Below are 25,617 nucleotides of genomic sequence, written 5' to 3'. Positions count from 1 at the left end.
TCGGTGGCATGCAGAGTGCTTACACCTTGGAGTATGGTCCTCCCCATGACACCGATTCACCCGATCCGCTTCTTCCATCACGGGACGTTGCACGACGTGACCGGCGCCCCGCCCACCCGCACCTTGCTCGACTGGCTGCGCGAGGACGCCCGCCCGCGCTGCACCGGCACCAAGGAAGGCTGCAACGAAGGGGACTGCGGCGCCTGCACCGTCTTGGTGGCCGAGCGCGACGACGCAGCGCCGGGCGGCGTGGCGATCCGCAATGTCAACGCCTGCCTGCGCTTCCTGCCGACGCTGGATGGCTGCGCGGTGCTCACCGTCGAGGACCTGAAGCCGATCGCCGCCGCGCACGGCCAATCCGCGCATCCGGTGCAGCAGGCACTGGTCGCCTGCCACGGCTCGCAGTGCGGGTTCTGCACCCCGGGCTTCGCGATGACGATGACCGGCATCTATGAAGAGCACTGCGCCGCCGGCACCCGCCCGACGCGCCAGCAGCTCGCCGACGACCTCGCCGGCAACCTGTGCCGCTGCACCGGCTATCGGCCGATCGTGGACGCGGGCGAGCAGATGTTCGACGCGCCGGCCGCGCCGATCGACCGCGCCACCTTGCGCCAGCAGCTCGACACGCTGGCCGCCGACACCGCGCCGCTGACGCTCGACGACTTCGCCGCGCAGCGACTGGCCCGCCCGGACGCCCGCATCGTGGCCGGCGCCACCGACGTCGCGCTGTGGGTGAACAAGCAGTTCCGCGACATCGGCGAGCCGCTGTGGATCGGCCGCGTCGCCGAACTCCGGCGCATCGAGGCCACCGCCGACGCAATTCACATTGGCGCCGCCGCCTCGCTCGAAGACGCTTGGCGCACGCTGGCCGACGCGGTGCCGACGCTGCGCGAGGTCTGGCAGCGCTTCGCCTCGCCGCCGATCCGCCACGCTGGCACGATGGGCGGTAACGTCGCCAACGGCTCGCCGATCGGGGACAGCGCGCCGGTGCTGATCGCGTTGGGGGCGGACATCGTGCTGCGGCGCGGCGCGGTGGAGCGCACGATGCCGCTGCAGGCGTTCTACCTCGACTACATGCAGAACGCGCTGCAGCCCGGTGAGTTCGTCGCGCGGCTCGTCGTGCCGAAGCCGACCGACGGCACGCAGGTCCGCGCCTGGAAGATCAGCAAGCGCTACGACAGCGACATCTCCGCCGTCTGCGCCGCGTTCGCGCTGCGGCTCGACGGGGACCGCGTGGCCGAGGTGCGGCTGGCGTTCGGTGGCATGGCGGCCATCGTCAAACGTGCTGCGCAGACTGAGGCCGCTCTGCTCGGCCAGCCGTGGACCGAGGCCACGCTCGTCGCCGCGCAGGCCGCGCTCGCGCAGGACTTCCGCCCCTTGAGCGACCTGCGCGCCAGCGCCGCCTACCGGCTGAAGGTCAGCGCCAACCTGCTGCGCCGGCTGTGGCTCGAGACACGGCCTGACGATCCTCTGCCACCCGAAGACACCACCGTCTGGACCCCGCGCCTGACCGTCCCGATCCACCCGGAGACCCGCGCATGAGCACCGTCGGCACCTCCCGCCCGCACGAGTCGGCGCACCTGCACGTCGCGGGCGCCGCGCCCTACATCGACGACATCGCCGAAGTCGCCGGCACGCTGCACGCTGCGCTCGGTCTGTCACCCCTCGCACACGGCCGGCTGCTGGCGCTCGACCTCGACCGCGTGCGCGCCATGCCCGGTGTGGTCGCCGTGCTGAGCGCCGCCGACATCCCCGGCACCAACGACTGCGGCCCGATCGTCCACGACGACCCGATCCTCGCCCGCGACACCGTGACGTGGCGCGGCCAGCCGATGTTCGCCGTCATCGCCCGCAGTCGCGGCGAAGCCCGCCGCGCCGCCGCCCTCGCCGCGCAGGTGGCGACGATCGAGCCGCTGCCCGCCGTGCTCGACCCGCTGGAAGCCCACGCGCTGCAGCAGTACGTCGTGCCGCCAATGCACCTCGTCCGAGGCGACGCGCAAGCCGCCATCGCCAGCGCGCCGCACCAACTCGACGGCCGCTTCAGCCTCGGCGGGCAGGAGCAGTTCTACCTGGAAGGCCAGATCGCCTGCGCCATCCCGCAGGAAAACGACGGTCTGCTCGTCCACAGCTCGACCCAGCACCCGACCGAGATGCAGCACGTCGTCGCACACGCGCTCGGGCTGTCGGCGCACCAGGTGCAGGTGCAGTGCCGGCGCATGGGCGGCGGCTTTGGTGGCAAGGAGTCGCAGTCGGCCGTGTTCGCCGCCGTCGCCGCGATCGCCGCGCACCGGCTGCAATGCCCGGTCAAGCTGCGCCCGGACCGCGACGACGATTTCCTGATCACCGGCCGGCGCCACGGCTTCGAGTTCCGCTACCGCATCGGCCACGACGACCACGGGCGGATCCTCGGCGCGGACGTGGAGATGGTGTCGAACGCGGGCGCGTCGGCCGACCTGTCGGCGCCGGTCATGACGCGGGCGCTGTGCCATTTCGACAATGCCTACTGGCTGCCGAACGTCGACCTGCGTGGCTACTGCGCGCGCACCAACACGCAGAGCAACACCGCCTTCCGCGGCTTCGGCGGGCCGCAAGGGGCGCTGGCGGTGGAGATGGTGCTGGACTCGGTGGCGCGCCGGCTCGGGCTCGACCCGCTGGAGGTGCGCCGCGCCAACTTCTACGGCACGACCGAGCGCAACGTCACCCCCTACGGCCAGACCGTCGAAGACAACATCATCGCCCCGCTGGTCACGGAACTCGCCGACACCGCCCACTACCGCCAGCGCCGCGCCGAGGTCGCCAGCTTCAACGCCACCAGCCCGGTGCTGAAACGCGGCTTGGCGCTCACGCCGATCAAGTTCGGCATCAGCTTCAACGTCGCGCACTTCAACCAGGCCGGCGCGCTGGTCCACGTCTACACCGACGGCTCGGTGCTCGTGAACCACGGCGGCACCGAGATGGGCCAGGGGCTGAACACCAAGGTCGCGCAGGTCGTCGCGCATGAACTCGGCATCGCCTTCGAGCGCGTGCGGGTCAGCGCCACCGACACGCACAAGGTCGCCAACACCTCCGCCACCGCCGCCTCCACCGGCACCGACCTCAACGGCAAGGCCGCGCAGGACGCCGCGCGGCAGATCGTGCTCCGGCTGGCGCAGCTCATTGCGGCGCGCTGGCTGGTGCCGGTCGGCACGGTGCAGTTCGCCGACGGCCGGGTCACCGCGGGCGCCCACGCGATGGCCTTCGACGACCTCGTCGCGCAGGCCTACGCCGCGCGGATCCAGCTCTGGAGCGACGGCTTCTACGCCACCCCCGGCCTGCACTTGGACCGCGAGAAGCTGCAGGGCAAGCCCTTCTACTACTTCGCCTACGGCGCGGCGTTGAGCGAAGTCGTCGTGGACACGCTGACCGGCGAGTGGCGGCTGCTGCGGGCAGATGCGCTGCACGATGTCGGCGCGTCGCTGAACCCCGCTGTGGACATCGGCCAGATCGAAGGCGCCTTCGTGCAGGGCATGGGCTGGCTGACCACGGAGGAACTGCGCTGGCAGCCAATGGACGGCTCGCGCAACGCCGGCCTGCTGCTCACCCACGCACCCAGCACCTACAAGATCCCGACCGCCAACGACGTGCCGGTCACACCGGGCGCCTTCAACGTCCGGCTCTACGACCACCGCAACCCGGCCGACAGCATCCACCGCAGCAAGGCCGTGGGCGAGCCGCCGCTGCTGCTGCCGTTCAGCGTGTTCCTGGCGATCCGCGATGCGGTGTCGGCGGTGGGCGAGCACCAGATCGATCCGCCGCTGCGGGCGCCGGCAACCAGCGAGGCCATCCTCGACGCGATCGAGTCTGTCCAGGCGGCGCAGGCCGGATGACGCCCGGCGTACTGGAGGCTGAAGCGCGGCGCTGGCTCGCGCAGGGACGGCGCGCGGTCGAGGTGCAGATCCTGTCGCACCGCGGCTCGACCCCGCGCGAGACGGGCACGCGCATGGTCGTCGCCGAGGACGCCGTACTCGGCACCATCGGCGGCGGGCATCTGGAGTTGCTGGCGATCACGGCGGCGCGGGAAGGTCTGCGCCAGGCGGTTTTCGCTCCGCGGGACCTGGATCTGCCGCTGGGTCCGGCGCTGGGGCAGTGCTGCGGTGGCCGGGTCGTGCTGCGGCTGCAAGCGCTGTCCGAAGCCGCTCTGGCCGATTGGCCAGCGCCGCAGCCGCGCTTCTTCCTGCAATTGCACGGCGCCGGGCATGTCGGCCGCGCGATCGTGCGGCTGCTTGCCGACATCGACTGCCGCGTCCAGTGGGTCGACGAGCGCGAGGACGAATTCCCCCTGCTGACGGGCGCCGAGCCGCCGCACATCGAGCGGGTGTGCGTGGACACGCCGGAAGCCGAGGTCGCGCTGGCGCCGCCGGGGGCGTTCTATCTGGTGATGACGCACCGGCATGACCTGGATGAGCGGATCACGGAAGCGGTGCTGCGGCGGGGGGATTTCAGCTTTTGCGGGTTGATCGGGAGCGGGACGAAGCGGGCGCGGTTTCTGCACCGGTTCGAGTCGCGGGGCCTGTCTGGCGCGGTGCTGGCGCGGATGACGTGTCCGATCGGGCTGCCGGGCATCGCCGGCAAGGAGCCGGCGGTGCTGGCCGTCGCCGTCACGGCGCAATTGCTGAACTGGCAGACAGCCCGTCAGTCGGCGCAAAGGTCCGCGCTGGACAACACCGAACACACTCCTTAAGCTGGGGGATTACCCAAACTGGCAAGACGAGGCCCCGGCGCATGCAAGTCCGAGAAAACAACTTCAACCTGCTGCGGCTTGTCTTCGCATTCTTGGTGATCGTCTCCCACGGGCCTGAGCTGATTGACGGCAACCGCAGCAGGGAACTGCTGACCCGGCTGTTCGGCAGCTACAGCTTCGGCGAGTTTGCCGTCAATTCATTTTTCATCCTGAGCGGCTACCTCATCACGGCCAGTTGGATGTCGGCACCGGTCTGGCGGATTTACCTGAAAAAGAGGGTGCTGCGCATTGCACCGGGCTTCCTGGCTGCTGTCCTGATCAGCATGCTGGTACTGGGTCCGTGGGGCTCCAGCGAATTCTTCAATGCATTTTCTCCGGTCAAGTTTTTCGCCAAACTGAGCCTTCTGATTTTCGATTACCCCGGTTTTCAAGGCAGTCATTACCCGCTGGTCAATGGCGCGCTCTGGACCATCCACTATGAATTCGTCTGCTATGTGCTGCTGGGTCTGGTCGGCAGCCTGGGCTGGCTGCAGCGGCGGACCCGGGTGGCGGGCCTGTTCGCAGGCGTGCTGGCACTCTATTGTCTGCACGTGTCGCTGGACCCGGTCTACCAGTCCATGGGCAAGAGCCTGCTGAAAACCGCCTGGTTCGTGGCGGGCAACCACATCCGGTTCTTCGGCTTCTACCTGGCCGGTGTCCTGTTCTACCTGTACCGTGACCGCATCACCCTGCGCGCCGATGCAGCCGCGCTGGCGGCCGTGCTTTTCGCGGTCCTCATGCTGACCCCCCTCACAGCCCCGCTGGCCATGGCGCTGCCTTGGGTCTATCTGCTGTTCTGGCTGGGTCAGGTCAAGCTGCCCATGACCGCGGTGTTCCAGAAAACCGACGTGTCCTACGGCCTGTACCTGTATGCATGGCCGATCCAGCAACTGGTGATGCAGAAGGTAACCATGGATGTCTGGGCGGTGGTGGCATGGACCACCGTTCTGTCCCTCGCGGCGGCCATCTCCAGTTGGTATCTGGTCGAAAAACCCGCCCTGGGGTTCAAACCGCGCCCGCCAGGGCGTCCAGCCACGCCACGTAGCGCGCCACACCTGCCCCCACATCGCTGAACGCATGGTCACACCCCGTGGCCCGCAGCCGCGTCAGGTCCGCCTGAGTCAGGCACTGATACTTGCCCCGCAGCGCATCCGGAAAATCGATGTAACTCACCAGTCCCTGCGCGATCTGCTCCGCCAGCGTCAGCACCGGCAGGCCCTCCAGCGACCGGCAGGCGTTGACCGTCGCGTGCGCCACATCGTTGAACGGCTGTGCCCGGCCGCTGCCGAGGTTGAAGATGCCGCTCTGGTCCGGGTGCTGCAGGAACCACAGGTTCACCGCCACCACGTCATCGACGTAGACGAAGTCGCGTGACTGCATGCCCGGCGCGTAGCCGTTGTACTCGCCGAAGAGCTTGACGTGGCCGTGCTGGCGGAACTGGTGGAAGTGGTGGAAGGCGACACTGGCCATGCGGGCCTTGTGCTGCTCGCGCGGGCCGTAGACGTTGAAGTAGCGGAAACCGACCACCTGTCCGTCCTGCGTGCCACCTTGCGAACGCAGCGTCGGCAGATACCGCCGCACCACTTGGTCGAACAGCAGCTTGGAATAGCCGTAGACGTTCAGCGGCGCCTCAAAGGCCGGCTCCTCGCGGAAGGTGTCGCTGCCGCCGTAGGTCGCGGCTGAGCTTGCGTAGAGCAGCCGCGTGCCCTGCGCCAGGCAAGCGTCGAGCAGCGTCTTCGAGCAGCGGTAGTTGGTCTCCAGCATGTACTTGCCGTTGTGCTCCATGGTGTCGGAGCAGGCGCCTTCATGCAGGATCGCATCGATGTGGCCAAGCTCGCCCGCGGCAAAGCGCGTGTAGAACTCGTCCTTGTCGAAGTAGTCGGCGAGCGTCGAGCCCAGCAGGTTGCGGTACTTCGGCCCGTCCGTCAGGTCATCGACGGCGATGACTTCCTTGGCGCCCAGGCGGTTCAGCCCGTGGACCAGATTGCTGCCGATCATGCCGGCAGCGCCGGTGACTGCGACTCTCATGCGAACAACTCCTCGTAACTGACACTGGCCGTGCCGAACTTGCCGACCACGATGCTGCCGGCGCGGTTGGCGATCGGCACAGCGTCGCGCAGGGGAAGCCCAGCGGCCAGCAGCGTGGCCATCGTGGCGATGACGGTGTCGCCCGCCCCGGTGACATCGAAGACCTCGCGCGCCTGCGCCGGCACATCCAGGTGGCCGGCGTCATCGAAGAGCGTCATGCCCTCTTCCGAGCGGGTCAGCAGCAGACCGGTCAGGCCGAGTGTGCGCCGCAGGTTCTGTGCGCGTTCATGCAGCTGTGCCTCGCCCGACCACGCGCCGATCACCTGCGCCAGCTCGGCCCGGTTCGGTGTGACCACGGTGGCGCCAGCGTAGCGCTGGTAATCGCTGCCCTTGGGATCGATCAGCACCGGCTTGCCCGCGGCACGCGCCAGCTCGATCATGCGCGGGATGTGGGTCAGGCCGCCCTTGCCGTAGTCGGAGAACAGCACTGCCTGGTGGTCAGGCAGCACCCGCCCGTAGTCGGTGAGCATCTGCTGCAGCACCTCGTGCTCGGGCTGGTTCTCGAAATCGATACGGATGAGCTGCTGCGAACGGCCAATGACGCGCAGCTTGACGATGGTGTAAAGGGCCGGATCGCTGCCGAGCACGGTGGTGACACCCTGCTCTTCCAGCAGGCGGCGCAGGATCCGCGCGGGCTCGTCCTCGCCGACGACGGTCAGCAGCGTGCATTGCGCGCCGAGCGTCTTGACGTTGAGCGCGACGTTGGCGGCGCCGCCCAGGCGCTCTTCCTCGCGGGTGACGCGCACGATGGGGACCGGCGCCTCTGGGGAGATGCGGTCGACGGAGCCGAACCAGTAGCGGTCGAGCATGGCGTCGCCGACGACGAGGACATGGGCCCGCTGGAGAGAGGATCGTGAAAGCGACACGGCAAAGTTAGGCAAGGAATCGAGCTGGGGATCCTAGCGGAAACAGGCCGATCGACTCAACGCCGCACAAACCAGTTCCAGCCCACGACCCGCACGCTGGCCCACGCCATGCCGACACAGATCACGACCTCGCCCGTCAGCAGCGCAACAGCCGCCCCAGGCGCACCCCACAGCCAGGAAAACAGCCAGGAACACCCGACCAGGCTCAGTCCGGAAACCATCACCACGTTGCGAAACAGGCGCGCGTGCCCCAATCCAAGGACGATCTGGGTTCCACAGATGTTGTTGAGAAAGATCAGCCCGGGCACGATGGCCATCACGGCGAACAATGCCTTGATCTGTCCGCCGCCGGACAAGCCGATGCGCTCGGTGGCGAAGTCGAAGAACACATAGGACAGGATCGCCACCACGACAAACGCCAGCCCACCAGCCAGCACGACGCGGCGCAGAAACACCAGCCCCGTGTGCAGATCAGCCTGCAACCCGACGACGACACGCGGAAACAGGGCTTCGGTGACCGGGGTGGACAGCACGGCGACACCCCGCATCAGTTTCTCCGCGAGGGCATACCGACCGGAATCGACCGGCCCGGACAGGACGCCCAGAACGAGGGTGTTCGTGCTGATGAACAGGCTGGCGGCCATCTGGCTCAAGTAGACATCGACACCGTCGCGCACCAGCCTCGACAACCGCGGCCGATCCACCCGGTACGGCGCCACGGCAACGCGAGAGAAATGCCGCTGAGCCGCCGCCAGCAGCAGCACGCCGGACAGCAGCGTGGGCGCGAAGAACAGGGCAAGCGCTGACAGGAAATCGCCCTCTCCCTGGACCAGAAAAAAAATCAGCACCAGACAAGTCGCACGCGAAAATATCTGGACCAGACTGATCTGGCGAAACCATTCCATGCCCATGAAAAACCAGTTAGGCTGAAGCGCGGAGCCCAACACCATCAGAAACCCCGCCGTGATCGCCAGACACAGATCGGTGTCCAGTGAAAACAACCACTGTGCAAACCACAAGACAACGGCACAGAGCAGGCAGAACAGGAGCTTGACCAGGTTCACGTCGCGATAGAGTTCCAGCAGCCGATTCGGATCTTGCCGGACCAACGCCACCGAACGCACACCTGTCAGGTTGAATCCATACTCCACTGTCGTCACACCGAACAAGGCGATGGTCTGAGCGATCATGAGGAGTCCGAAGTTGAAATCCCCCAACTTCTTCAGCAGGTAGGGGAGAATGACGATGGGCAATACCTGGTTGACAATGATTTTCAATGCTGAAAACAGGATATTACCCAAAGGCAACTGCATGACAGGATTCTGCTCGCGAAAATCAAATAAAATCCCGCTGGGTCTGCAAGTCGCCCTGCAAGCCCAACGGGATGGAGATGGTCGATGGCGTCAATCCATCAATGCTCTTGTATGGGCGCGGCCCAGTGGTCGGCCTTGCGGAGCAAAAAGCGAGGGGTTCTGAAATGCACGATAGCACGGTAGAGCGCCAGATATGACAGGCAGAACATGATGAGGATGGCGGACAGCACCGCGCCGTCACCCCACCAGAGCACCGCGGGCAGCACGGACAAGGAACAAAGCACCCACAGATAGGGCGACGTCATCGAGTTTCGGCGCAACAGATTGGCCGCATCCTGTTTGCCGACGGCCCAACGCATGAGGCGGCGGTAGATGAGGCTGTGCAAGTGCGTGGCATCGGGCAGACCGACCGGTCGGCCACGGATGATGCGCCGTCGGTACATGGTGAAAAGCGTCTCGAATATCGGGTAGGCGCACAGCAGCAGCGGAAAAACAGGGGACACCTCCGCATTTCGATGCACAAGCAGGATGCCAAGCTCGGCCACCCAGAACCCGAGGAAATAGGCACCTCCATCCCCGAGGAAAATCAGGCCAAGCGGATAATTCCAGACAAAAAATCCCAGTACAGCGCCGAGTCCGACCAGCGCACAGTTCATCACCGCGATGTCATTTACCTGAAACGCCACGTATGCCACTGCGGCCAGCATGATGGCGACGCACATGGAGGCGAGTCCGTTGAACCCATCGATGATGTTGACGGAATTGGAGACCCCGGCCACGGTCAGCAATGTCAACGCAAACGGGATACCCGCAACCAGAGCCAATCCGTCCATGCCTGGGATACCCGTCAAATCAATGACAGCATCCACCAGCCAGAATGCCATGGCGGCGGCGGCCACCGTGGCCAGCAGTCGCTGGCGGGGGCTGACCTTCTTGGTGAAATCCTCGATCAGCCCTGCCGTGAACGCGATCAGTCCGCACGCGACCAGACCGAGCAACATTGGGCCGCCCGGCATCGACCGGGTGACCACCAGCAGGCACGCGGCCAGCACCCCGACCAGAATCCCGATGCCGCCAATTCGCGGAACCACGCGACCGTGGAACTTCTGGGGCTGGTCCTTGTCGGTGTCTCCAGACAAATGGGCATGGCTTGCAGACGAACGGACGACCAGCAGCGTGGTGACAAATGCAGTCAGAAATGAACAAATCAACAACAACACTGTTGTTCTCCAATTGGGCAAGGCGGGCCGGGATCGATGGCCTACACCACATGTTGTAGCAAGGTACGCCGACTCTTGCCGTGCAGAAAGTCACAAGTCAACAATGCGCGTGGTGAGCACTTCATGCAACCCAAATATGTAAGCAATTATTCGGCTACCCACTGCCGTGGCTGCAACCACAAAACAACACATGGACACACAGCCTGGCCGCCAGCGGCCTCGATCGCTCCGCCCGACAGCGACTCCGCAGTTCAGGCGTCGTTCACCGCGCGAAGAACTGCCCTATTTTTCGGGTGTTTTTCAGGAACAAGGTCGGCCAGCCACCGACCCGATTGCGCCGGATCACCAGTAAATCCTCCCGAGACTTTCTCAGGATGTTGCGCAGCGAGGCGTTGCTCGCACCACCAACCCTCATCAGCACCAGCACCGATGGGATATAGGCCAGTGATATCCTGCCACGTGTCAGAAAACGCAGCACCGAATCATAGTCGGCGGCAATCCGCAGGTTCACATCAAAACCGCCGTGCTGCGCATAAACGGATCGGCGAACATAAAAGGTCGGATGCGGTGGCATCCAGCCGTTTCGCAACATTGACGGACGGTATTCCCCGGATTTCCAGTGGCGAATGACCTTGCCAAGGTCACCATGCGCGACATATTTCAGATCGCCGTAAACGGCATCGACACTGGGATCCTCGAAGGCTTGCGCGATTCGGGCGATCACACCAAGATCTGCCAGCACGTCATCGGCATGGAGGAACCCCACCACATCCCCTGTGGCATGGCGGATGCCCTTGTTGAGGGCGTCATAGATTCCCCCGTCCCGCTCGCTGACCAGAACGTCGATCCGGTCGCGGTAGGTTTCGAGGATCTGGCGAGTACCATCGGTCGAGGCACCATCGATGACGACTGATTCGATCGAGGGATGTGTCTGGCAAAAAACCGAGTCGAGTGCCTCGCCCACGGTGTCCTTGCGGTTATAGACCGCCGTGACCACTGAAATCCGGATCATCGTGACGCCCCTGCGATTTTCACGCTGGACCACCGCACCAGGAGCAGATACGCCAGGGTCACGCGCCAGCGCAACATGCGCCACAGACTCTGCGGCGTGGAGGGGCTGACATTGCCACCATGCCGCCGGTACTGCAGATAGGGTTTTTCCAGGTACACGACATGGCCAAATATCGTGCCCAGCGCACCGATCCACATGTCATGCATCGGTACATTTCTGGGAATGGGAACCACCCGGTGCAGCAGGGACCGTCTGAGCGCCATGGTGCATCCCAGGTATCGGTTGCGGGCCAAGGTGCTCCACAAGCTGCCCTGAAATCCCCCCCGCGTGGCCATGAACGACGTGATCGTCACGTTCGACTGCGCGTCAATCACCTGGGCGTCCGATAAAACGATCAGGGCGGCGGGGTCTCGAACAAAGGCGTCCACGAATGCCTGTCGCTTGCCCGGCAACCAGACATCGTCCTGGTCGCACAGGAACACCACCTCACCTTGCGACAGGCTCAACGCACGTTCGAATGAATGGAAGACGCCTTGGTTCCTGTCGTTCCGGTAGAGGCGAATCCGGGACGACCCGATGGACTCGATGAGCGCCACAGTGTCGTCACGCGAACAGTCGTCCACGATGACCAGCTCATCGGCCTCGACCAGTTGATCGAGCACGGAGCGGATCTGCTGCGGCAGATACCGGGTACCGTTGTAGGTGGCCATGACCACCGAAACCGATGGGGCCTGAGATACAGATGTCATGATGCTCCGACTGTTCCGACCATCTCGCGGGCCACGGAAAAACAAACCCGGACCAGATCTGGACGCTTGGCGCTGAATGCCAGCTTCAAGGTTCTCAGCACCAGCCGGGACAAGTGGACACCCACCGAGTACCGGGGGTCATCGCGCAGGTAATGCCATTCCGCCAAGAGAATGGAGCGATACCGCTGCACGTTCATCGTCGACAAATCCATCACCGACAACGAATGCTCGACGATGGCAGACGAGACGGCAACAGAGGCTCCCTGGCGCAGCAATTGGCGGAACACCCAGTGGTCCAGGTAATCGAGCTGGAAGGCGGCAGGCACAGGCAGCATGGCCTCCAAGGAAGAGGTGCGCACCAGCGAGGCCGAGGCGATGGCCGTGAGATGGTCCGGCACAGGGGTCCGCGAATCCGCTGGCCGATCCTGCAAAACCCAGGGAGTCACCCGGCCATGGACCGTGATCCGGGACGGCGAGATCCAGACGCCACGGTCACGCACGCGCGGCACCACGGCACCAACCGAATCCGCCGCAGGCGAGGCTGACAAGGCGTGTTCGGCGGCCAGAAGAAATGCATCAGGCAAATCCGTGTCATGGTCCAGCAGCAGGATCCATTCGTCACCTCGCCGGCACGCGGCATCCAGCGCGCACAGGTACGCGCCGCGGGTACCGCCGTTGTCGGGATCATGTCGGTACGTCACCACACTGTTCGGTACGTGACCATTGAACGCAGGATCGGCCAGCAGTTCAGGGTCCGCGTGCGGGCTGTTGTCGTAGACGAGGCCATGCCGGATGCGCAAGGCACCTGCACTCTCGGCATGGTCGACGGGCGCCGTCAGCCATTGGCGCAGGCGCGCATGACACGGCACCTGGGAAAACCTTCGGCGGTACAACACCAGGACCACCAGCACACTGCCTCGCATCCAGGCTGGATCCTGACCCACCATCGCTGACATCGGATTCTCCACGGCGGCGGATTACAGGAAATACAGCGCGTAGGACTGCACAAGGCCCTCATCGCGCAAGATGTACACATAGCCCGTGGCCGCCACCCAGAGCATCAGGGCAGTCTTGGGCATCCACAGTCCCCGGTAGGAAAACAGGCAGGCCGCCAGCAGGGGCAGCAGCGCGATATTGATCTCGAACAGCCGCAAAGCCACCTCCTTGATGGGCGCGAAGGCAATCAGGAAGACCAGTCCGAACAGGATGCAGCGCCGAGCGAGCCGCATCATGCGGGCCTGTGCCACGCGCAGTGGATCAGGTCGGGCGAGTGCGGCAGGGGCCGTGGATGACAGCGGGGGCGCCGAATCACCACTGTCGCCCCCACGCAGGGCCAGCAGACGCTGGAACCAGCGCGACATCCGGGCTCCGAGTGCATGGCGTGGGCCCCATTCCATGCCAAGCATCGAGATGACCAGCAGGAACAGCACCAGCGCCGGCAGTGACAACGGATTGGCCGCTTCCGCATTGGCGCTCTCGGCCACCGACACATACAGCGCTATGCGAGGATCTGCCTGGGCCAGCAGGTTCATCAGCAAGGCTCCTGGTGCCACACCCCGCAAGGCCAGGCCGAAGAGCACGGCCGTGACCCCCAGCAACACGCCATCGATCCACCGTGCCAGTCGCCCCTGCAGCGGCAGCAGGATGAGGAAAAAAATGAGCGCTGAACTGTGAAATCCCAGCGCGACGACAATCGCCAGCAGAAACAGTGGCCAGTTGCCGTCTCGCAGCAAGGCCGGCAGCGCGCAGAACACCACGGCCACGGCCAGACCAGCGCGGATCTGAGTGAAATCGTGCAACAGAAAAAACGTGAAGGCATACACCAGAAAGCCGACCGCCACCGCCACCGCCCCCTGGGAGAAGCCCATGATCGCGCGCAGTTTCAACACCACGGAAAACAAACCGAGCACCCAGACGAACGCCCGGAAGGGCAGGTTCGATGTCGCGAACAGGTCGTTCAGCAGGAAGTAGATCGATTCGAGGAAGAGCGGTCGCTCCATGAACCCGGCGTCATCGCCTCGGTAGGTGTACCAGGTTTCGTAGACCGTGAAGTCCGCTGCCACGTTAGGCCCGCGCAGCGCGGCCAGCGTCGCCAGCACCAGCCCGACCACCAGGCTCAAGGCACCCGGCGACAAGCGGCGGTGCTGCGACCAGAGCAGGGTGGTCAGCAGTGAAAACAGCGCGAAATAGATCACGTTGCCGCCCGCGAGACAGGTTGCGCTGACGGGCTCCACCCACTGGCCATGGGCGGACTCAGCCCTTGGCCCGGGGAGGCAACCCGAGAGCGACCGCACGCACCGACAGGATCAGCCCGGCCAGCACACCCGCGGCCAGCGCGATGAGTGACCGCTTGGGCTTGTGGCGCTTTTCGGGAGCGGTCGCCACGTCCACGACCTGGATCAGGGCTCCCTCGCGCCCCTCGTCTGCGCGCGCCAGTTCAAACTGCTTGGCGTACAGATCAAACAAGGTTTCCTGGTATTTGTACTCTCGATAACGATTGATGTAGTCCGCCGTGCCACGGGCTGGCTCCTTCTGCTCGAGTTGCCCCAGTTCACCCCGCAGCGCGGCCAGCAATGCCTTCTGCTGAATGACCTCCTGCGCATCGTCGGTGAGCATCTTGCGCATCGCCTGCAGTTTCACTTCGGCAGCCACAGCCTCGCTCCTCAGGCGTGCATACCCGTCGGCGGCAGCCCGCGGTTCGGCCATCAGCACGCCTGCACTGAAGCCGCTGCCTTGCAGGGCTGCCTGCGCTTCGGCTAGCCGGCCTTTGGTTTCTTCCAGTTTCTGCTCGAAGAACTGGCGACGGCGCTGGGCCTCGCTGACAGCCAAGGTGTTGGTCATGTGGCGCAACTCCTCAATGTAGGCGTTGGCCATTTCGGCTGCACGGGCCGGACTGCGGTCTTCGACATCGACCGTGATCAGGCCGTCCTTCTTGCCCACCGCGATACTGACGTTCTCCATCAACTTCTTACGGGCATCGACCCTGTAGTCCTCGTCGTAGACCTGCTGCAGCTTGAACCGGTCGATGATCCGGTCGGAGACGGACGTGCTGAGCATCAGGGCCACATACTGGTCCGCCGTGTTCTTCGCACCCAGTCCACCCGTGAGTCCGGCCAGTGCGCCCAGAGAACTCATGGCGGCTGACGCAATGTTCTGCTGCTGCGGCGGCATGATCATCGCCTGAGCTAGGTAGGTCGGCGGAACCAGCATCGCCCCGCCGAACCCAAGGCCGCCAGCCATCACCCCACCTGCGACGATGCCCTTCCAGCGGCCCAACACCAGCCGCAGCAGGCCGATCACACCCAGGCCCTGATGTGCATGCGCGTTCGCATGATCCTCACGGATCGTTTCGAGCGCCACGTAGTCCGTTTGCGCCGTGTCCAGATTCTGTTGCATGTGGCGAACTCAGTTCTGCAACGTCTTCAACGCCGCCGCCCCGATACCGAACTGGTACAGGATTTGCGTCCATTCCTTCAGATCCTGCACCCAGGTCGTCTTGTTCATCATTTCCGGCACGAACACGGTGTCGCCGGGCTCGGCCTTGACCTTGATCACCCCGCCCAACAGCCCGAAGAAGGACGAGCGCTGCAACTGGCTCAGCACGCTGCCGTTCGGGCGCAGCACGAAGGTGGCGCCCGGGTCAGAACCGCGGGTCGGGCCACCGGCCAGGTCCAGAAAATCGCCCAACGACTTGCCCGGCTCCAGCAGGAAAGCACCGCTGTTGAAGACCGAGCCAAACACGCTGACGGTGGTCGGGCGTGCCGGCACGTAGACACGGTCACCGTCCTCGACGGGCAGGTCCGGCAACGCGCTGGCGCCCGGCGCCATCTGCAGCACGATGCGGCCGGTCGGGCGCACCTGGCGGAGCTTCTCGATCAGGCGGGAGGTGGCCGTGCTGCGCTGTTCGAACGTCGCGGCTTCGTCGGCGCTGATCGCCCGCTGGGTGGCGGAGGCGCGCGCGAACTCGGTTTCCATGTCGCGCAGCGCGCGGTCATAGTTTTGCTGCTGCGACACCCGCACGCTTTCGCGCGTGAACTCGGTGCCGTAAACATAGGCGTTGGGCGTCAACCCGCCCGCCAGGCCGATCGCCATGCGGGTCGTGACGCCAGGCGGCAACACATACTCACCCGGCTTGGCGACCTCGCCCTCGATGCGGATGCGCTTGTTCTGGCGCGCCACCGGCTGGGTCGCGTCCACAGCGCTGAACGCCCGAAGCACGTCGCCGCTACTGGGTGCCTGCGCGCTGTCTTCGGGCAGGCTGAGCTGGGTGATGCGGGTCTTGGCGCGGTCATCCAGCCGCTCGATCGCCAGGCGACTACGGTCGGCCACGGCCGTGAACCCCCCCGCCATCGCAACGATGTCCTCTACCTTCTCGCCCGGCTTCATCTCGAAAATGGCAGGGCGGTTGACGCTGCCGACCAGCGCGACCTGCGCACCGACCGGGCCGACGTGGATCACGTCCCCGTTCTGCACCACCCGGTCCGCGCTGCGGTCGCCCTTGAGCAGCAGGTCGTAGAGGTCGTAGCGGGTGACCATCTCCTTGCCGCGCCGCAGCTCGATGTTGCGCAGACTCCCCGCCGAGGCCGGCCCGCCGCTGCGCATCAGCGCGTTGACTACACTCGACAGCCCGCCCACGGTGTACACCCCTGGGCGCTTGACATGCCCGGTCACGTAGATGCGGACGCTGCGGATCTGGCCGAGCGAGACGCTGAGCTGGTAGTTTCGGAAAATCTGACCGACGCGGCGCGAAATGACATCGCTCAGGTCGGCGTAGCGCACCCCCGCCACCATGATCGTGCCGACACGGGGCATCGAGATGCGGCCACTGCGGTCCACCTGCACCCGCAGGTCGGCGTCCACCGAACCCCAGAGCGAGATCTGCAGCTCGTCGCCGGGGCCGATGGTGTAATCCGCCGGCACCAGCCCGCTCGAATCGGCAGTGTCGTAACCCGCCTTGCCCGTGATGAGTTCCTGCCCGAAGCGCTGGACGCCGGCATAACCCAGCTTGCGCACATAGGTCTCGAACTCATCGACCCCTGCACCAGCAGCGCGGTTGGGCATCAGGCCCGCACCGTCCTGCGGCACGACGTCATCGCGGTCGCGGTCACGCAGGGCCTCTTGCAGTCCATCGTTGACACCCGATCGGCTGGCAGGCGCACGCGCCGCAGGGGATTGCTGCAACCGCACAGGGCCGCTCATGCCGGCGCTGGCGCCATTGTTGACCGTGGTGCTGGACGACGAGGTGGACGGGTTGGTGTCGGTGGCCTGAGCCGAGGAGGTCTGGGCCGATGTCCCGCAGGACCAGCCGGCAGCGACCAGCACCGCAGCACCCAGACGGCAAACGGGAAATTTCAGGCGAGAAGCGAACATGGAGCGTCGGAGCAAATCGAGGCAGACCCGCGGGGTTCCGGGGCCGGCGCCGATTGTAGAGGGTGGATTCCGGACGCCCGCCTGTCGTCCTGAAGGCGGTAAGGATTCAGTCGAACCGACGTGCGTCCGCCAGCACGGGCGCAGCGACATCCTTGACCGACAGCAGCGGCGCCATGCCCAGGTCCGGCCAGGTGATGCCGATGGCCGGATCGTCCCAGCGCACAGCCCCTTCGCATGCCGGCGCATAGAGGTCCGTGGTCTTGTAGAGAAAGTCCGCGCTGTCGCTGGTCACGACAAAGCCATGCGCGAAGCCCGGCGGGATCCAGAACTGGCGGTGGTTCTCGCCCGTCAGCTCAACCCCGACCCACTGGCCGAAGGTCGGACTGCTCTGGCGCAGGTCGACCGCGACGTCAAACACAGCCCCTTGCGTGCAGCGCACGAGCTTGCCCTGCGCGTGCGGCGGCAGTTGGTAGTGCAGCCCGCGCAGCACGCCCTTGGCCGAGCGCGAGTGGTTGTCCTGCACGAAGTGCACGTCGTGGCCGACCGCTTCGTTGAAGACCTTCTGGTTGTAGCTCTCCATGAAGAAGCCACGGGCGTCCCCGAAGACCTTGGGCTCCAGGATCAGGACATCGGGAATGGCAGTGCGAATGACGTTCATGTGCAGCAGATTCAGCGGATTCAGTAGATCTTCTCGTGGAGCACCTTCTGCAGGTACTGCCCGTAGCCGTTCTTGAGCAGCGGCTGCGCGAGCCGCTCCAGTTGCGCGGCGTCGATCCAGCCACGCCGGTAGGCGATCTCTTCCGGACACGCCACCTTCAGCCCCTGGCGCTTCTCCAGCGTCGAGATGAACTGCCCGGCCTCCATCAGGCTGTCGTGCGTGCCGGTGTCGAGCCAGGCGTAACCGCGGCCCATGATCTCGACGTTGAGCTGCCCCTGCTTCAGGTAGACCGCGTTCACGTCGGTGATCTCCAGCTCGCCGCGCGGGCTGGGCGCGATGTTCGCGGCGATGTCGCAGACCTGCTCGTCGTAGAAGTACAGCCCCGTGACGGCGTAGTTGCTCTTGGGCGCCTTGGGCTTTTCCTCGATGCTCAGCGCGCGGCGGTGGCTGTCGAAGTCGACCACGCCGTAGCGCTCGGGATCGTGCACGTGGTAAGCGAACACGCTGGCCCCTTCGGTGCGGGCGGTCGCGCTGTTGAGCAGGTGCTGCAGGTCGTGGCCGTAGTAGATGTTGTCGCCCAGCACCAGCGCGCTCGGGGCGCCGCCGACGAACTCGCGGCCGAGGATGAAGGCCTGCGCGAGTCCGTCCGGGCTGGGCTGCACGCAGTAGCTCAGGTTCAGGCCCCAGCGGCTGCCGTCGCCGAGCAGTGCCTCGAAGCGCGGCGTGTCCTGCGGCGTGCTGATGATGAGGATGTCGCGGATCCCGGCGAGCATCAGCGTGCTCAGCGGGTAGTAGATCATCGGCTTGTCGTAGACCGGCAGCAGCTGCTTGCTGATGGCCAGTGTCGCCGGGTGCAGTCGGGTGCCGGAGCCGCCGGCCAAGATGATGCCTTTGCGTTGCATGGAGTTCCCCTGTGTCTTGTCTGGTGGATCAGCTCAGCCGAGGATTTCGGTGAGCATGCGCTCGACGCCCTGCTGCCACGGCGGCAGGCGCAGACCGAAGGTGGCCTGCAGCTTCGTGGTAGCCAAGCGCGAATTCAGCGGGCGTTGCGCGGGCGTCGGGAAGGCGGTGGTAGGCACTGGATCGATCGTCTGCACCTTCAGCTCGCGGCCGAGGCGGCGGGCCTGTTCGATGACGAAGCTGGCGTAGCCGTGCCAGCTCGTCTGGCCACCCGCCACGGCGTGGTAGGTGCCCGACAGGTCCAGATCCGGCTGCGCCAGCGCGGTGCGCAGCATCTGCGCGGTGAGGTCGGCCAGCAGATCGGCGCCGGTGGGCGCACCGATCTGGTCGTCGATGACGGTGAGCTTCTCGCGCTCGGCGGCCAGCCGGAGCATGGTCTTGGCGAAGTTGCCGCCACGCGCCGCGTAGACCCAGCTCGTGCGCAGGATCAGGTGCCGACAGCCGCTGGCGCGGATGGCGTCCTCGCCTTCAAGCTTGGTCTGGCCGTAGACGCTCAGCGGGCCGGTGGGCGCATCTTCGTCACGGGGCTGGTCGCCCGATCCGTCGAAGACGTAGTCGGTGCTGTAGTGGACCAGCCACGCGCCGGTCTCGGCCGCACAGCGCGCCAGCACAGCGGGGGCGGTGGCGTTGATCGCACGGGCAAGGTCGGGTTCGCTCTCGGCCTTGTCCACGGCGGTATGGGCCGCGGCATTGACGATGATGTCCGGGCGCACCGCCGCCACGGTCTCGGCCAGCCGCTCGGGCTGGCTGAAGTCGCCGTGCAGTTCGGTGCTGTCGTGGTCCAGGCCGACGACCTCGCCCAGCGGCGCCAGCGCGCGCTGCAGCTCCCAGCCGACCTGCCCACCCTTGCCGAGCAGCAGGATCTTCAGCCCGCTCATGCGCGGGCTCCGTAGTTCTGGCTGACCCAGTCGCGGTAGGCGCCGGTGCGCACCGCGTCGATCCACTGCGTGTTCTCCAGGTACCAGCGCACCGTCTTGTCGATGCCGGATTCAAACGTCTCGGCCGGCATCCAGCCGATCTCGCGCTCGATCTTGGTCGGATCGATCGCGTAGCGGCGGTCGTGGCCGGGGCGATCGGTGACGAAGGCGATCTGCGCTTCGTACTTCGTGCCGTCCGCCTTCGGGCGCAGCGCGTCGAGCTTGCGGCAGATGACCTGCACGACGTCGAGATTCTTGATCTCGTTCTTGCCACCGACGTTGTAAACCTCGCCCAGCCGGCCCTTGGCCAGCACCTGGCGGATCGCCTCGCAGTGGTCGCGCACGTACAGCCAGTCGCGGATGTTCTGCCCGTCGCCGTACACCGGCAGCGGCTTGCCGTCCAGCGCGTTGAGGATCATCAGCGGGATGAGCTTCTCGGGGAAATGGTACGGGCCGTAGTTGTTCGAGCAGTTGGTCGTCAGTGTCGGCAGGCCGTAGGTGTGGTGGTAGGCGCGCACCAGGTGGTCCGAGCCGGCCTTGCTGGCCGAGTACGGGCTGTTGGGCGCGTACGGCGTGGTTTCGCTGAACGCCGGGTCAGTGTCAGACAGCGAGCCGTAGACCTCGTCGGTGGAGACGTGCAGGAAGCGGAACGCCGCCTTGGCCTCCGCCTCCAGCGCGCCCCAGTACGAGCGCACGGCTTCGAGCAGCTCGAAGGTGCCGACCATGTTGGTCTGGATGAACTCGCCGGGGCCGTGGATGCTGCGGTCGACGTGGCTCTCGGCCGCGAAGTGCAGCACCGCGCGCGGCTGGTGCGTCTGCAGCAACTGGCTGACCAGCGCCCGGTCACCGATGTCGCCCTGCACCAGCGTGCAGCGCCCGGCCTCGACATGCTCGGCGATCGTCTGCGGGTTGCCCGCATACGTCAGCTTGTCCAGCACGATGATCGGCTCTTCACTGCGCTCGAACCAGTGGTGGACAAAGTTTCCGCCGATGAAGCCGGCTGCGCCTGTGATGAGGATCATGTGCTGTAGAGGTGGGTGATCGGGATTTTCGTGATTGTGCAGGAGACTCAGTTACGCCCGTAGGTGTCTTCGTAACGCACGATGTCATCCTCGCCGAGGTAGGAACCGGACTGCACTTCGATGATCTCCAGCGGCACCCGACCCGGATTGGCCAACCGGTGCACCTGCCCCAGCGGGATGTAGGTGGACTGGTTTTCCGTGAGCATCAGCACCTTGTCGCCGTTCGTGATCTCGGCAGTGCCGGTCACGACGATCCAGTGCTCGGCGCGGTGGTGGTGCATCTGCAGGCTCAAGCTGGCCCCCGGCTTGACCATGATCCGCTTGACCTGGAAACGCGGGCCGCTGTCGATGCTGTCGTACCAGCCCCAGGGGCGGTGGACCTTGCGGTGCAGGCTGTGCTCAGTGCGGCCGGCCTTGTCGAGTTGCGCGACGATCTTCTTGACGTCCTGGCTGCGGCTGCGGTCGGCGACCATGACCGCGTCAGCCGTCTCGATCACGACCACGTCGTCCAGCCCGACCACGCTGACCAGTCGGCCCGAGGCATGGACCAGCGTGTTGCGGCTGTCCTGCGTAATCACGTCGCCGACGCTGGCGTTGCCCTGCTCGTCCTTGCGCGCCACCTGCCAGACCGCGTCCCAGGCCCCCAGGTCGTTCCAGCCCGCACTCAGCGGCACCATGCGGATGTCGAAGTCCGTGCCGGGGCAGCGCTCCATCACCGCATAGTCCACCGACTCGCTCGGCACGGCGGCGAATTCAGCCTTGCCGGGACGCACGAAGCTGGCGTCGCACTTGCGCGGCGCCCAGGCCGCGCGGGTCGCCTCGGCGATGTCGGGGCGGAAGGTTTCCAGCGCCTGCATCCACACCGACGCCTTCAGCACAAACATGCCGCTGTTCCAGAAGTAGCCACCTTCGCTCAGATAGCGCTGGGCGGTTTCCAGGTTCGGCTTCTCGACGAACTGGGCCACGCGGGCAGCGCCAAGTTCGGGCGTCGTGCGGATGTAGCCGTAGCCGGTTTCAGGTGCATCCGGCGTGATGCCGAGGATGGCAATCACCCCTTGTGCCGCCAGACGCACCGCCTGTTGCAGCGCGGCGGTGTAGGCCGCCGGATCGGTGACGGTCTGGTCCGCGGGCGTCACCACCAGCACCGGATCCGCACCGCCTTCGAGCGCCTGCAGCGCCGCCAGCGTCAGCGCGGGCGCCGTGTTGCGGCCCATCGGCTCCAGCAGGACCGCGGACGGCGTCTGCCGGATCTCGCGCAACTGGTCGAGCACGAGGAAGCGGTGCTCCTCGTTGCCGACGATCAGCGGGGCGGCAATGGCCAGATCGTCTGCTGCCAGCGCGGACAGGCGCTCTGCGGCTTCCTGGAACAGGCTCTGGTTGCTGTCGCCCAGCACCAGGAACTGCTTGGGATAGCCCGCGCGCGACAGCGGCCACAGCCGGGTGCCGCTGCCTCCGGCCATGATGACGGGTTGAACGGCGACTGGCGAAGAAGCTGAAATAGAGTGGCTCATGAGATGCCCGTGTCCCTGATGGTGAGTAGATGTCTGAATTGTGCAGACCGTCCAAGGCGATTTCCGGTCCGGATCGACCCAAGGTCCTCCCAGCCGTGCAAAGTTGGTGCCATATTCAGCAGACGCCAAGAATGACCGTGCAGCCCGGCCGTGCGCGCTCGTGACGCGAGAAACGCACATCGGACTTGACAAACCGAAGCACCCTTGTGGTCATTTCACGCCAGAACGACACCCACCGGCAGCATCCGCAGGATAATCACGCCCGTGATGACCCCCCAACTTGACACCGCGCCCGATCTGGTCGCCCCCGCCCGCTTCGACACCCTGCCCCTGGACGCCAAGCTCCAGCGTGCCATCGGTGACGCCGGTTACGAGACGATGACCCCCATCCAGGCCAAGGCCATCCCGATCGTGCTGGAAGGCCGCGACGTGATGGGCGCCGCACAGACCGGCACCGGCAAGACGGCGGCGTTCTCGCTGCCGCTGCTGCAGAAGATGCTCAAGCACGAGAACCCGAGCGCTTCGCCCGCGCGGCATCCGGTGCGCGCACTGGTGCTGGCCCCCACGCGCGAACTGGCCGACCAGGTCGCCGTGAACGTCAAGACCTATGCGAAGCACAGCAACCTGCGCGTGGCCTGTGTCTTCGGTGGCATCGACATCGCGCCGCAGACCGCCGAACTCAAGCGCGGCGTCGAGGTGCTGATCGCCACGCCGGGCCGCCTGCTCGACCACATCCAGCTCAAGAACTGCCAGCTCAACCAGGTCGAATACGTCGTGCTCGACGAGGCGGACCGGATGCTCGACATCGGCTTCCTGCCCGACCTGCAGCGCATCCTGAGCTACTTGCCCAAGACGCGCCAGACGCTGCTGTTCTCCGCCACGTTCTCGCCCGAGATCAAGAAGCTGGCGCAGAGCTACCTGCAGGATCCTGTGCTGGTCGAGGTGGCCCGCCCGAACGCGACCGCCACCAATGTCGAGCAGCGCTTCTACAGCGTCGCCGACGAGGACAAGCGCCGCCTGATCGCGCAGATCCTGCGCCAGCGCGAGATCCGACAGGCCATCATCTTCGTCAACTCCAAGCTCGGCGCCGCCCGTCTGGCCAAGACTTTCGAGCGCGACGGCCTGCGCACCGCCGCGCTGCACGGCGACAAGTCGCAGGACGAGCGCCTGAAGTCGCTGGCGGCGTTCAAGGCGGGTGAAGTCGATCTGCTGGTCGCCACCGACGTGGCCGCCCGCGGTCTGGACATCGCCGACCTGCCCGCCGTCTTCAACTACGACGTGCCGTTCAACGCCGAAGACTACATCCACCGCATCGGTCGCACCGGGCGCGCGGGCGCCTCTGGCATTGCCATCACGCTGGCCACCCGTGACGACACGCGGCTGGTCAGCGACATCGAGAAGCTGATCAACAAGAAGATCGATCTCGAAGTGGCGGAGCTGGAAGACGACCGCCGTCCGCGCCGCCGTCGTGAATTCGAGGATGCGCCGCCGGAGGCCCGCGAACCACGCCCGGTGTCGCCCCCCCTGGCCGCACCCATGCCGGCGCCGCGCCCGGTGCGCAACAGCCGCGCGCAGGATCCGTTCTTCGACCGCCCCTACGAGCCCGACCCCAAGGCCGCCCCCGTCTGGGAAGACGCCTCGTCACCGCCCACGGCACAGCCGAGCGGCGCCGCGCCAGCGGTCTCCGGTCTGGTCAAGCCCAAGCGCCGCATTGCCACCCTGTTGGGTGGCAAGACGCCGACCTGAGCCTGAGCCTGCGCGCCGACGGTCAAGCCAGGAAGGCAAAGACCGCGGGCACATCCGCCGGTAGTGCTGGCGGCGCAGCTCTCCACGTCGCGACCCGCTGCGTCCGCGTGCTGCCCCCGGCCAGGGTCAGCCCGCAGCTGATGCTCAGCCAGGTCTCCGGGTGCAGACTGGCCAGCAACGCCTGCGCCATGGCGGCATTGCGGTAGGGCGTCTCGATCAGCAACTGCGTCTGCTGCCAGCGGCGCGAGTGGGCCTCCAGCTCGCGCAGGCGCTGTGCACGGGCCGCTGCATCGGTCGGCAAGTAACCGACAAACGCGAAACTCTGCCCATTGAGCCCGCTGGCCGCCACCGCCAGGATCAGTGAACTCGGCCCCGACAGCGGCATCACCGTCACGCCCTGCGCATGGGCGACCCGCACCAGTTCCGCCCCAGGATCGGCCACGGCCGGCAAGCCCGCTTCGGACACCAGCCCCACATCGTGTCCCTCCAGCGCAGGGGCGAGCAATCCGGCCCAGTCCGGCGCCGGAGCGCGTGCATCCGGCTTGCCCTTGGGCGGACGGGGCAGTTCGCGGATCGACAGCGTCTGCAGCGGCTGCGCCAGCGGCACCACGGCATCCACCCGCTTGAGCAGCGCCCGCGCGCTGCGGGCGTTTTCGGCCACCCAGTGCGCCAGACCGGCCGCCACCCGGATGGCCCCCAGCGGCAGCACCTCCTGCAAGTCCGGCAGCGGCTTGCCCTCCGCCACGGTCCCCAGATCAAGCGTGTTGGGCATCAGCCAGAGACGCCCCTTCATACTGCGCCCCCATGGCCGGCGTGGACCGCCAGAGTGTCCAGCCCCGCTTGCCGCAGCAGCGCCGACGTGACGATCAGCGGCAGACCGATGAGCGCGGTAGGGTCATCGGACTCGATCGCGTCGAGCAGCGTGATGCCGAGCGCCTCGCACTTGGCACTGCCCGCGCAGTCATAGGGCTGCTCCAGCCGCAGGTAGGTCTCGATCTCCACATCGCTCAGCGCCCGCAAGCGCACGGTCACCGGAACGCGCCGCACCGCCTCGAACGCCGTGTCGTGCCGCAGCACCGCCACCGCCGTGTGGAACACCACCGTGCGGCCCCGCATCGCCCGCAGCTGTGCCACGGCGCCGGCATGGTCGCCGGGCTTGCCGATGGGCTGGCCATCCAGCTCGGCCACCTGGTCGGAGCCGATCACGACGGCATGCGGGCGCAGTGTCGCCACGGCCCGTGCCTTGGCCAGCGCGAGACGCTCGCTCAGCGCCGCAGGGGACTCTCCCGGCAGCGGGGTTTCATCGACCTCGGGCGCCAGCACGTCGAATGGCAAGCGCAGTCGCGCCAGCAGCTCGCGCCGGTAGACCGAGGTGGAAGCCAGCACCAGGGCCGGCACAGGGGAATGGAAAGGCAGCATCCCGACA

At 66.1% G+C, this 25,617-nt stretch carries 22 protein-coding genes; 5 read left to right on the top strand and 17 right to left on the bottom strand.

Annotated features, from left to right (window positions below; translation table 11 throughout):
* Positions 1–45: 45 nt before the first annotated feature.
* From xdhA to AABN02_RS14590, 4 genes are read left to right on the top strand one after another with little or no spacing between them, the layout of a single operon-like run.
* A complete protein-coding gene (gene xdhA / locus AABN02_RS14605) occupies positions 46–1,542 on the top strand; it encodes a xanthine dehydrogenase small subunit (protein ID WP_338415658.1) in 1,497 nt (498 codons plus the stop codon).
* Positions 1,539–3,866 (top strand): xanthine dehydrogenase molybdopterin binding subunit, encoded by a 2,328-nt coding sequence (xdhB, locus tag AABN02_RS14600; RefSeq protein WP_338415657.1) that lies wholly within the window; start codon positions 1,539–1,541, stop codon positions 3,864–3,866. Before xdhA ends, xdhB begins: the two co-directional genes overlap by 4 nt.
* Positions 3,863–4,720, top strand: a complete 858-nt coding sequence (gene xdhC / locus AABN02_RS14595) for a xanthine dehydrogenase accessory protein XdhC (protein WP_338415656.1) — start codon at positions 3,863–3,865, stop codon at positions 4,718–4,720. The genes xdhB and xdhC overlap by 4 nt, the downstream gene beginning before the upstream one ends.
* A 41-nt stretch (positions 4,721–4,761) precedes the next feature.
* Entirely contained in the window at positions 4,762–5,832 is a 1,071-nt protein-coding gene (locus AABN02_RS14590) for an acyltransferase (protein ID WP_338415655.1), read from the top strand.
* On the opposite strand, the gene rfaD is transcribed toward AABN02_RS14590, so the two are convergent.
* The 15 genes from rfaD to AABN02_RS14515 form a co-directional block, all read right to left on the bottom strand.
* Positions 5,765–6,787 (bottom strand): ADP-glyceromanno-heptose 6-epimerase, encoded by a 1,023-nt coding sequence (gene rfaD / locus AABN02_RS14585; RefSeq protein ID WP_338415654.1) that lies wholly within the window; start codon positions 6,785–6,787, stop codon positions 5,765–5,767. The genes AABN02_RS14590 and rfaD overlap by 68 nt on opposite strands.
* Positions 6,784–7,713, bottom strand: coding sequence for a D-glycero-beta-D-manno-heptose-7-phosphate kinase (gene rfaE1 / locus AABN02_RS14580; RefSeq protein ID WP_338415653.1), 930 nt, complete (start codon positions 7,711–7,713; stop codon positions 6,784–6,786). The genes rfaD and rfaE1 overlap by 4 nt, the downstream gene beginning before the upstream one ends.
* 56 nt (positions 7,714–7,769) lie before the next feature.
* Positions 7,770–9,026, bottom strand: coding sequence for an oligosaccharide flippase family protein (locus AABN02_RS14575; protein WP_338415652.1), 1,257 nt, complete (start codon positions 9,024–9,026; stop codon positions 7,770–7,772).
* Positions 9,027–9,124: 98 nt separating this feature from the next.
* Positions 9,125–10,246, bottom strand: coding sequence for a glycosyltransferase (locus AABN02_RS14570; protein WP_338415651.1), 1,122 nt, complete (start codon positions 10,244–10,246; stop codon positions 9,125–9,127).
* A gap of 262 nt (positions 10,247–10,508) precedes the next feature.
* Positions 10,509–11,258 carry a glycosyltransferase family 2 protein gene (locus tag AABN02_RS14565; protein WP_338415650.1) on the bottom strand — a complete coding sequence of 250 codons (750 nt, stop codon included), beginning with the start codon at positions 11,256–11,258 and terminating at the stop codon, positions 10,509–10,511.
* A complete protein-coding gene (locus AABN02_RS14560) occupies positions 11,255–12,007 on the bottom strand; it encodes a glycosyltransferase family 2 protein (RefSeq protein ID WP_338415649.1) in 753 nt (250 codons plus the stop codon). Before AABN02_RS14560 ends, AABN02_RS14565 begins: the two co-directional genes overlap by 4 nt.
* The gene (locus AABN02_RS14555; RefSeq protein ID WP_338415648.1) at positions 12,004–12,963 is read right to left on the bottom strand and encodes a hypothetical protein; all 960 of its coding nucleotides are present in this window, start codon (positions 12,961–12,963) and stop codon (positions 12,004–12,006) included. The genes AABN02_RS14560 and AABN02_RS14555 overlap by 4 nt, the downstream gene beginning before the upstream one ends.
* A 21-nt stretch (positions 12,964–12,984) precedes the next feature.
* Complete coding sequence (locus AABN02_RS14550; RefSeq protein ID WP_338415647.1) at positions 12,985–14,241, bottom strand: EpsG family protein; 1,257 nt, start codon at positions 14,239–14,241, stop codon at positions 12,985–12,987.
* Between the two features lie 19 nt (positions 14,242–14,260).
* On the bottom strand, positions 14,261–15,403 hold the full coding sequence (locus AABN02_RS14545) for a Wzz/FepE/Etk N-terminal domain-containing protein (protein ID WP_338415646.1): 1,143 nt from the start codon (positions 15,401–15,403) through the stop codon (positions 14,261–14,263).
* A gap of 9 nt (positions 15,404–15,412) precedes the next feature.
* A complete protein-coding gene (locus AABN02_RS14540) occupies positions 15,413–17,377 on the bottom strand; it encodes an SLBB domain-containing protein (protein ID WP_338415645.1) in 1,965 nt (654 codons plus the stop codon).
* Between the two features lie 106 nt (positions 17,378–17,483).
* The gene (gene rfbC / locus AABN02_RS14535; protein WP_338415644.1) at positions 17,484–18,035 is read right to left on the bottom strand and encodes a dTDP-4-dehydrorhamnose 3,5-epimerase; all 552 of its coding nucleotides are present in this window, start codon (positions 18,033–18,035) and stop codon (positions 17,484–17,486) included.
* A 20-nt stretch (positions 18,036–18,055) separates the two neighbouring features.
* Positions 18,056–18,937, bottom strand: a complete 882-nt coding sequence (gene rfbA / locus AABN02_RS14530) for a glucose-1-phosphate thymidylyltransferase RfbA (RefSeq protein WP_338415643.1) — start codon at positions 18,935–18,937, stop codon at positions 18,056–18,058.
* A gap of 33 nt (positions 18,938–18,970) precedes the next feature.
* Entirely contained in the window at positions 18,971–19,864 is an 894-nt protein-coding gene (gene rfbD / locus AABN02_RS14525; RefSeq protein ID WP_338415705.1) for a dTDP-4-dehydrorhamnose reductase, read from the bottom strand.
* A gap of 5 nt (positions 19,865–19,869) precedes the next feature.
* Positions 19,870–20,934, bottom strand: a complete 1,065-nt coding sequence (rfbB, locus tag AABN02_RS14520; protein ID WP_338415642.1) for a dTDP-glucose 4,6-dehydratase — start codon at positions 20,932–20,934, stop codon at positions 19,870–19,872.
* Positions 20,935–20,981: 47 nt separating this feature from the next.
* A complete protein-coding gene (locus AABN02_RS14515) occupies positions 20,982–22,394 on the bottom strand; it encodes a mannose-1-phosphate guanylyltransferase/mannose-6-phosphate isomerase (protein ID WP_338415641.1) in 1,413 nt (470 codons plus the stop codon).
* Between the two features lie 318 nt (positions 22,395–22,712).
* Between AABN02_RS14515 and AABN02_RS14510 the strand changes: the two genes are divergently transcribed.
* Positions 22,713–24,191: a DEAD/DEAH box helicase gene (locus AABN02_RS14510; RefSeq protein WP_338415640.1), complete on the top strand. Its 1,479-nt coding sequence runs from the start codon at positions 22,713–22,715 to the stop codon at positions 24,189–24,191.
* Positions 24,192–24,213: 22 nt separating this feature from the next.
* On the opposite strand, the gene AABN02_RS14505 is transcribed toward AABN02_RS14510, so the two are convergent.
* On the bottom strand, positions 24,214–24,963 hold the full coding sequence (locus AABN02_RS14505) for an SAM-dependent methyltransferase (RefSeq protein WP_338415639.1): 750 nt from the start codon (positions 24,961–24,963) through the stop codon (positions 24,214–24,216).
* A gap of 17 nt (positions 24,964–24,980) precedes the next feature.
* Positions 24,981–25,610 (bottom strand): Maf family nucleotide pyrophosphatase, encoded by a 630-nt coding sequence (locus tag AABN02_RS14500; RefSeq protein WP_338415638.1) that lies wholly within the window; start codon positions 25,608–25,610, stop codon positions 24,981–24,983.
* Positions 25,611–25,617: the final 7 nt, after the last annotated feature.

Source organism: uncultured Sphaerotilus sp., from assembly GCF_963924895.1.
Lineage (GTDB): Bacteria > Pseudomonadota > Gammaproteobacteria > Burkholderiales > Burkholderiaceae_C > Sphaerotilus.
The sequence above is the reverse complement of the archived record's forward strand: the minus strand, read 5'-3'. Positions and strand labels throughout refer to the sequence as shown.

Bases quoted from the DNA above. Each gene is read 5' to 3' on its own strand.
- AABN02_RS14545 (WP_338415646.1), bottom strand. From the start codon at position 15,403: ATGCAACAGAATCTGGACACGGCGCAAACGGACTACGTGGCGCTCGAA.
- xdhA (WP_338415658.1), top strand. From the start codon at position 46: ATGACACCGATTCACCCGATCCGCTTCTTCCATCACGGGACGTTGCAC.
- AABN02_RS14505 (WP_338415639.1), bottom strand. From the start codon at position 24,963: ATGCCCAACACGCTTGATCTGGGGACCGTGGCGGAGGGCAAGCCGCTG.
- AABN02_RS14560 (WP_338415649.1), bottom strand. From the start codon at position 12,007: ATGACATCTGTATCTCAGGCCCCATCGGTTTCGGTGGTCATGGCCACC.
- AABN02_RS14590 (WP_338415655.1), top strand. From the start codon at position 4,762: ATGCAAGTCCGAGAAAACAACTTCAACCTGCTGCGGCTTGTCTTCGCA.
- AABN02_RS14510 (WP_338415640.1), top strand. From the start codon at position 22,713: ATGACCCCCCAACTTGACACCGCGCCCGATCTGGTCGCCCCCGCCCGC.
- AABN02_RS14575 (WP_338415652.1), bottom strand. From the start codon at position 9,026: ATGCAGTTGCCTTTGGGTAATATCCTGTTTTCAGCATTGAAAATCATT.
- rfbB (WP_338415642.1), bottom strand. From the start codon at position 20,934: ATGATCCTCATCACAGGCGCAGCCGGCTTCATCGGCGGAAACTTTGTC.
- xdhC (WP_338415656.1), top strand. From the start codon at position 3,863: ATGACGCCCGGCGTACTGGAGGCTGAAGCGCGGCGCTGGCTCGCGCAG.
- AABN02_RS14555 (WP_338415648.1), bottom strand. From the start codon at position 12,963: ATGTCAGCGATGGTGGGTCAGGATCCAGCCTGGATGCGAGGCAGTGTG.
- AABN02_RS14565 (WP_338415650.1), bottom strand. From the start codon at position 11,258: ATGATCCGGATTTCAGTGGTCACGGCGGTCTATAACCGCAAGGACACC.
- AABN02_RS14515 (WP_338415641.1), bottom strand. From the start codon at position 22,394: ATGGCCGGAGGCAGCGGCACCCGGCTGTGGCCGCTGTCGCGCGCGGGC.
- rfbA (WP_338415643.1), bottom strand. From the start codon at position 18,937: ATGCAACGCAAAGGCATCATCTTGGCCGGCGGCTCCGGCACCCGACTG.
- xdhB (WP_338415657.1), top strand. From the start codon at position 1,539: ATGAGCACCGTCGGCACCTCCCGCCCGCACGAGTCGGCGCACCTGCAC.
- AABN02_RS14500 (WP_338415638.1), bottom strand. From the start codon at position 25,610: ATGCTGCCTTTCCATTCCCCTGTGCCGGCCCTGGTGCTGGCTTCCACC.
- rfaD (WP_338415654.1), bottom strand. From the start codon at position 6,787: ATGAGAGTCGCAGTCACCGGCGCTGCCGGCATGATCGGCAGCAATCTG.
- rfbC (WP_338415644.1), bottom strand. From the start codon at position 18,035: ATGAACGTCATTCGCACTGCCATTCCCGATGTCCTGATCCTGGAGCCC.
- AABN02_RS14540 (WP_338415645.1), bottom strand. From the start codon at position 17,377: ATGTTCGCTTCTCGCCTGAAATTTCCCGTTTGCCGTCTGGGTGCTGCG.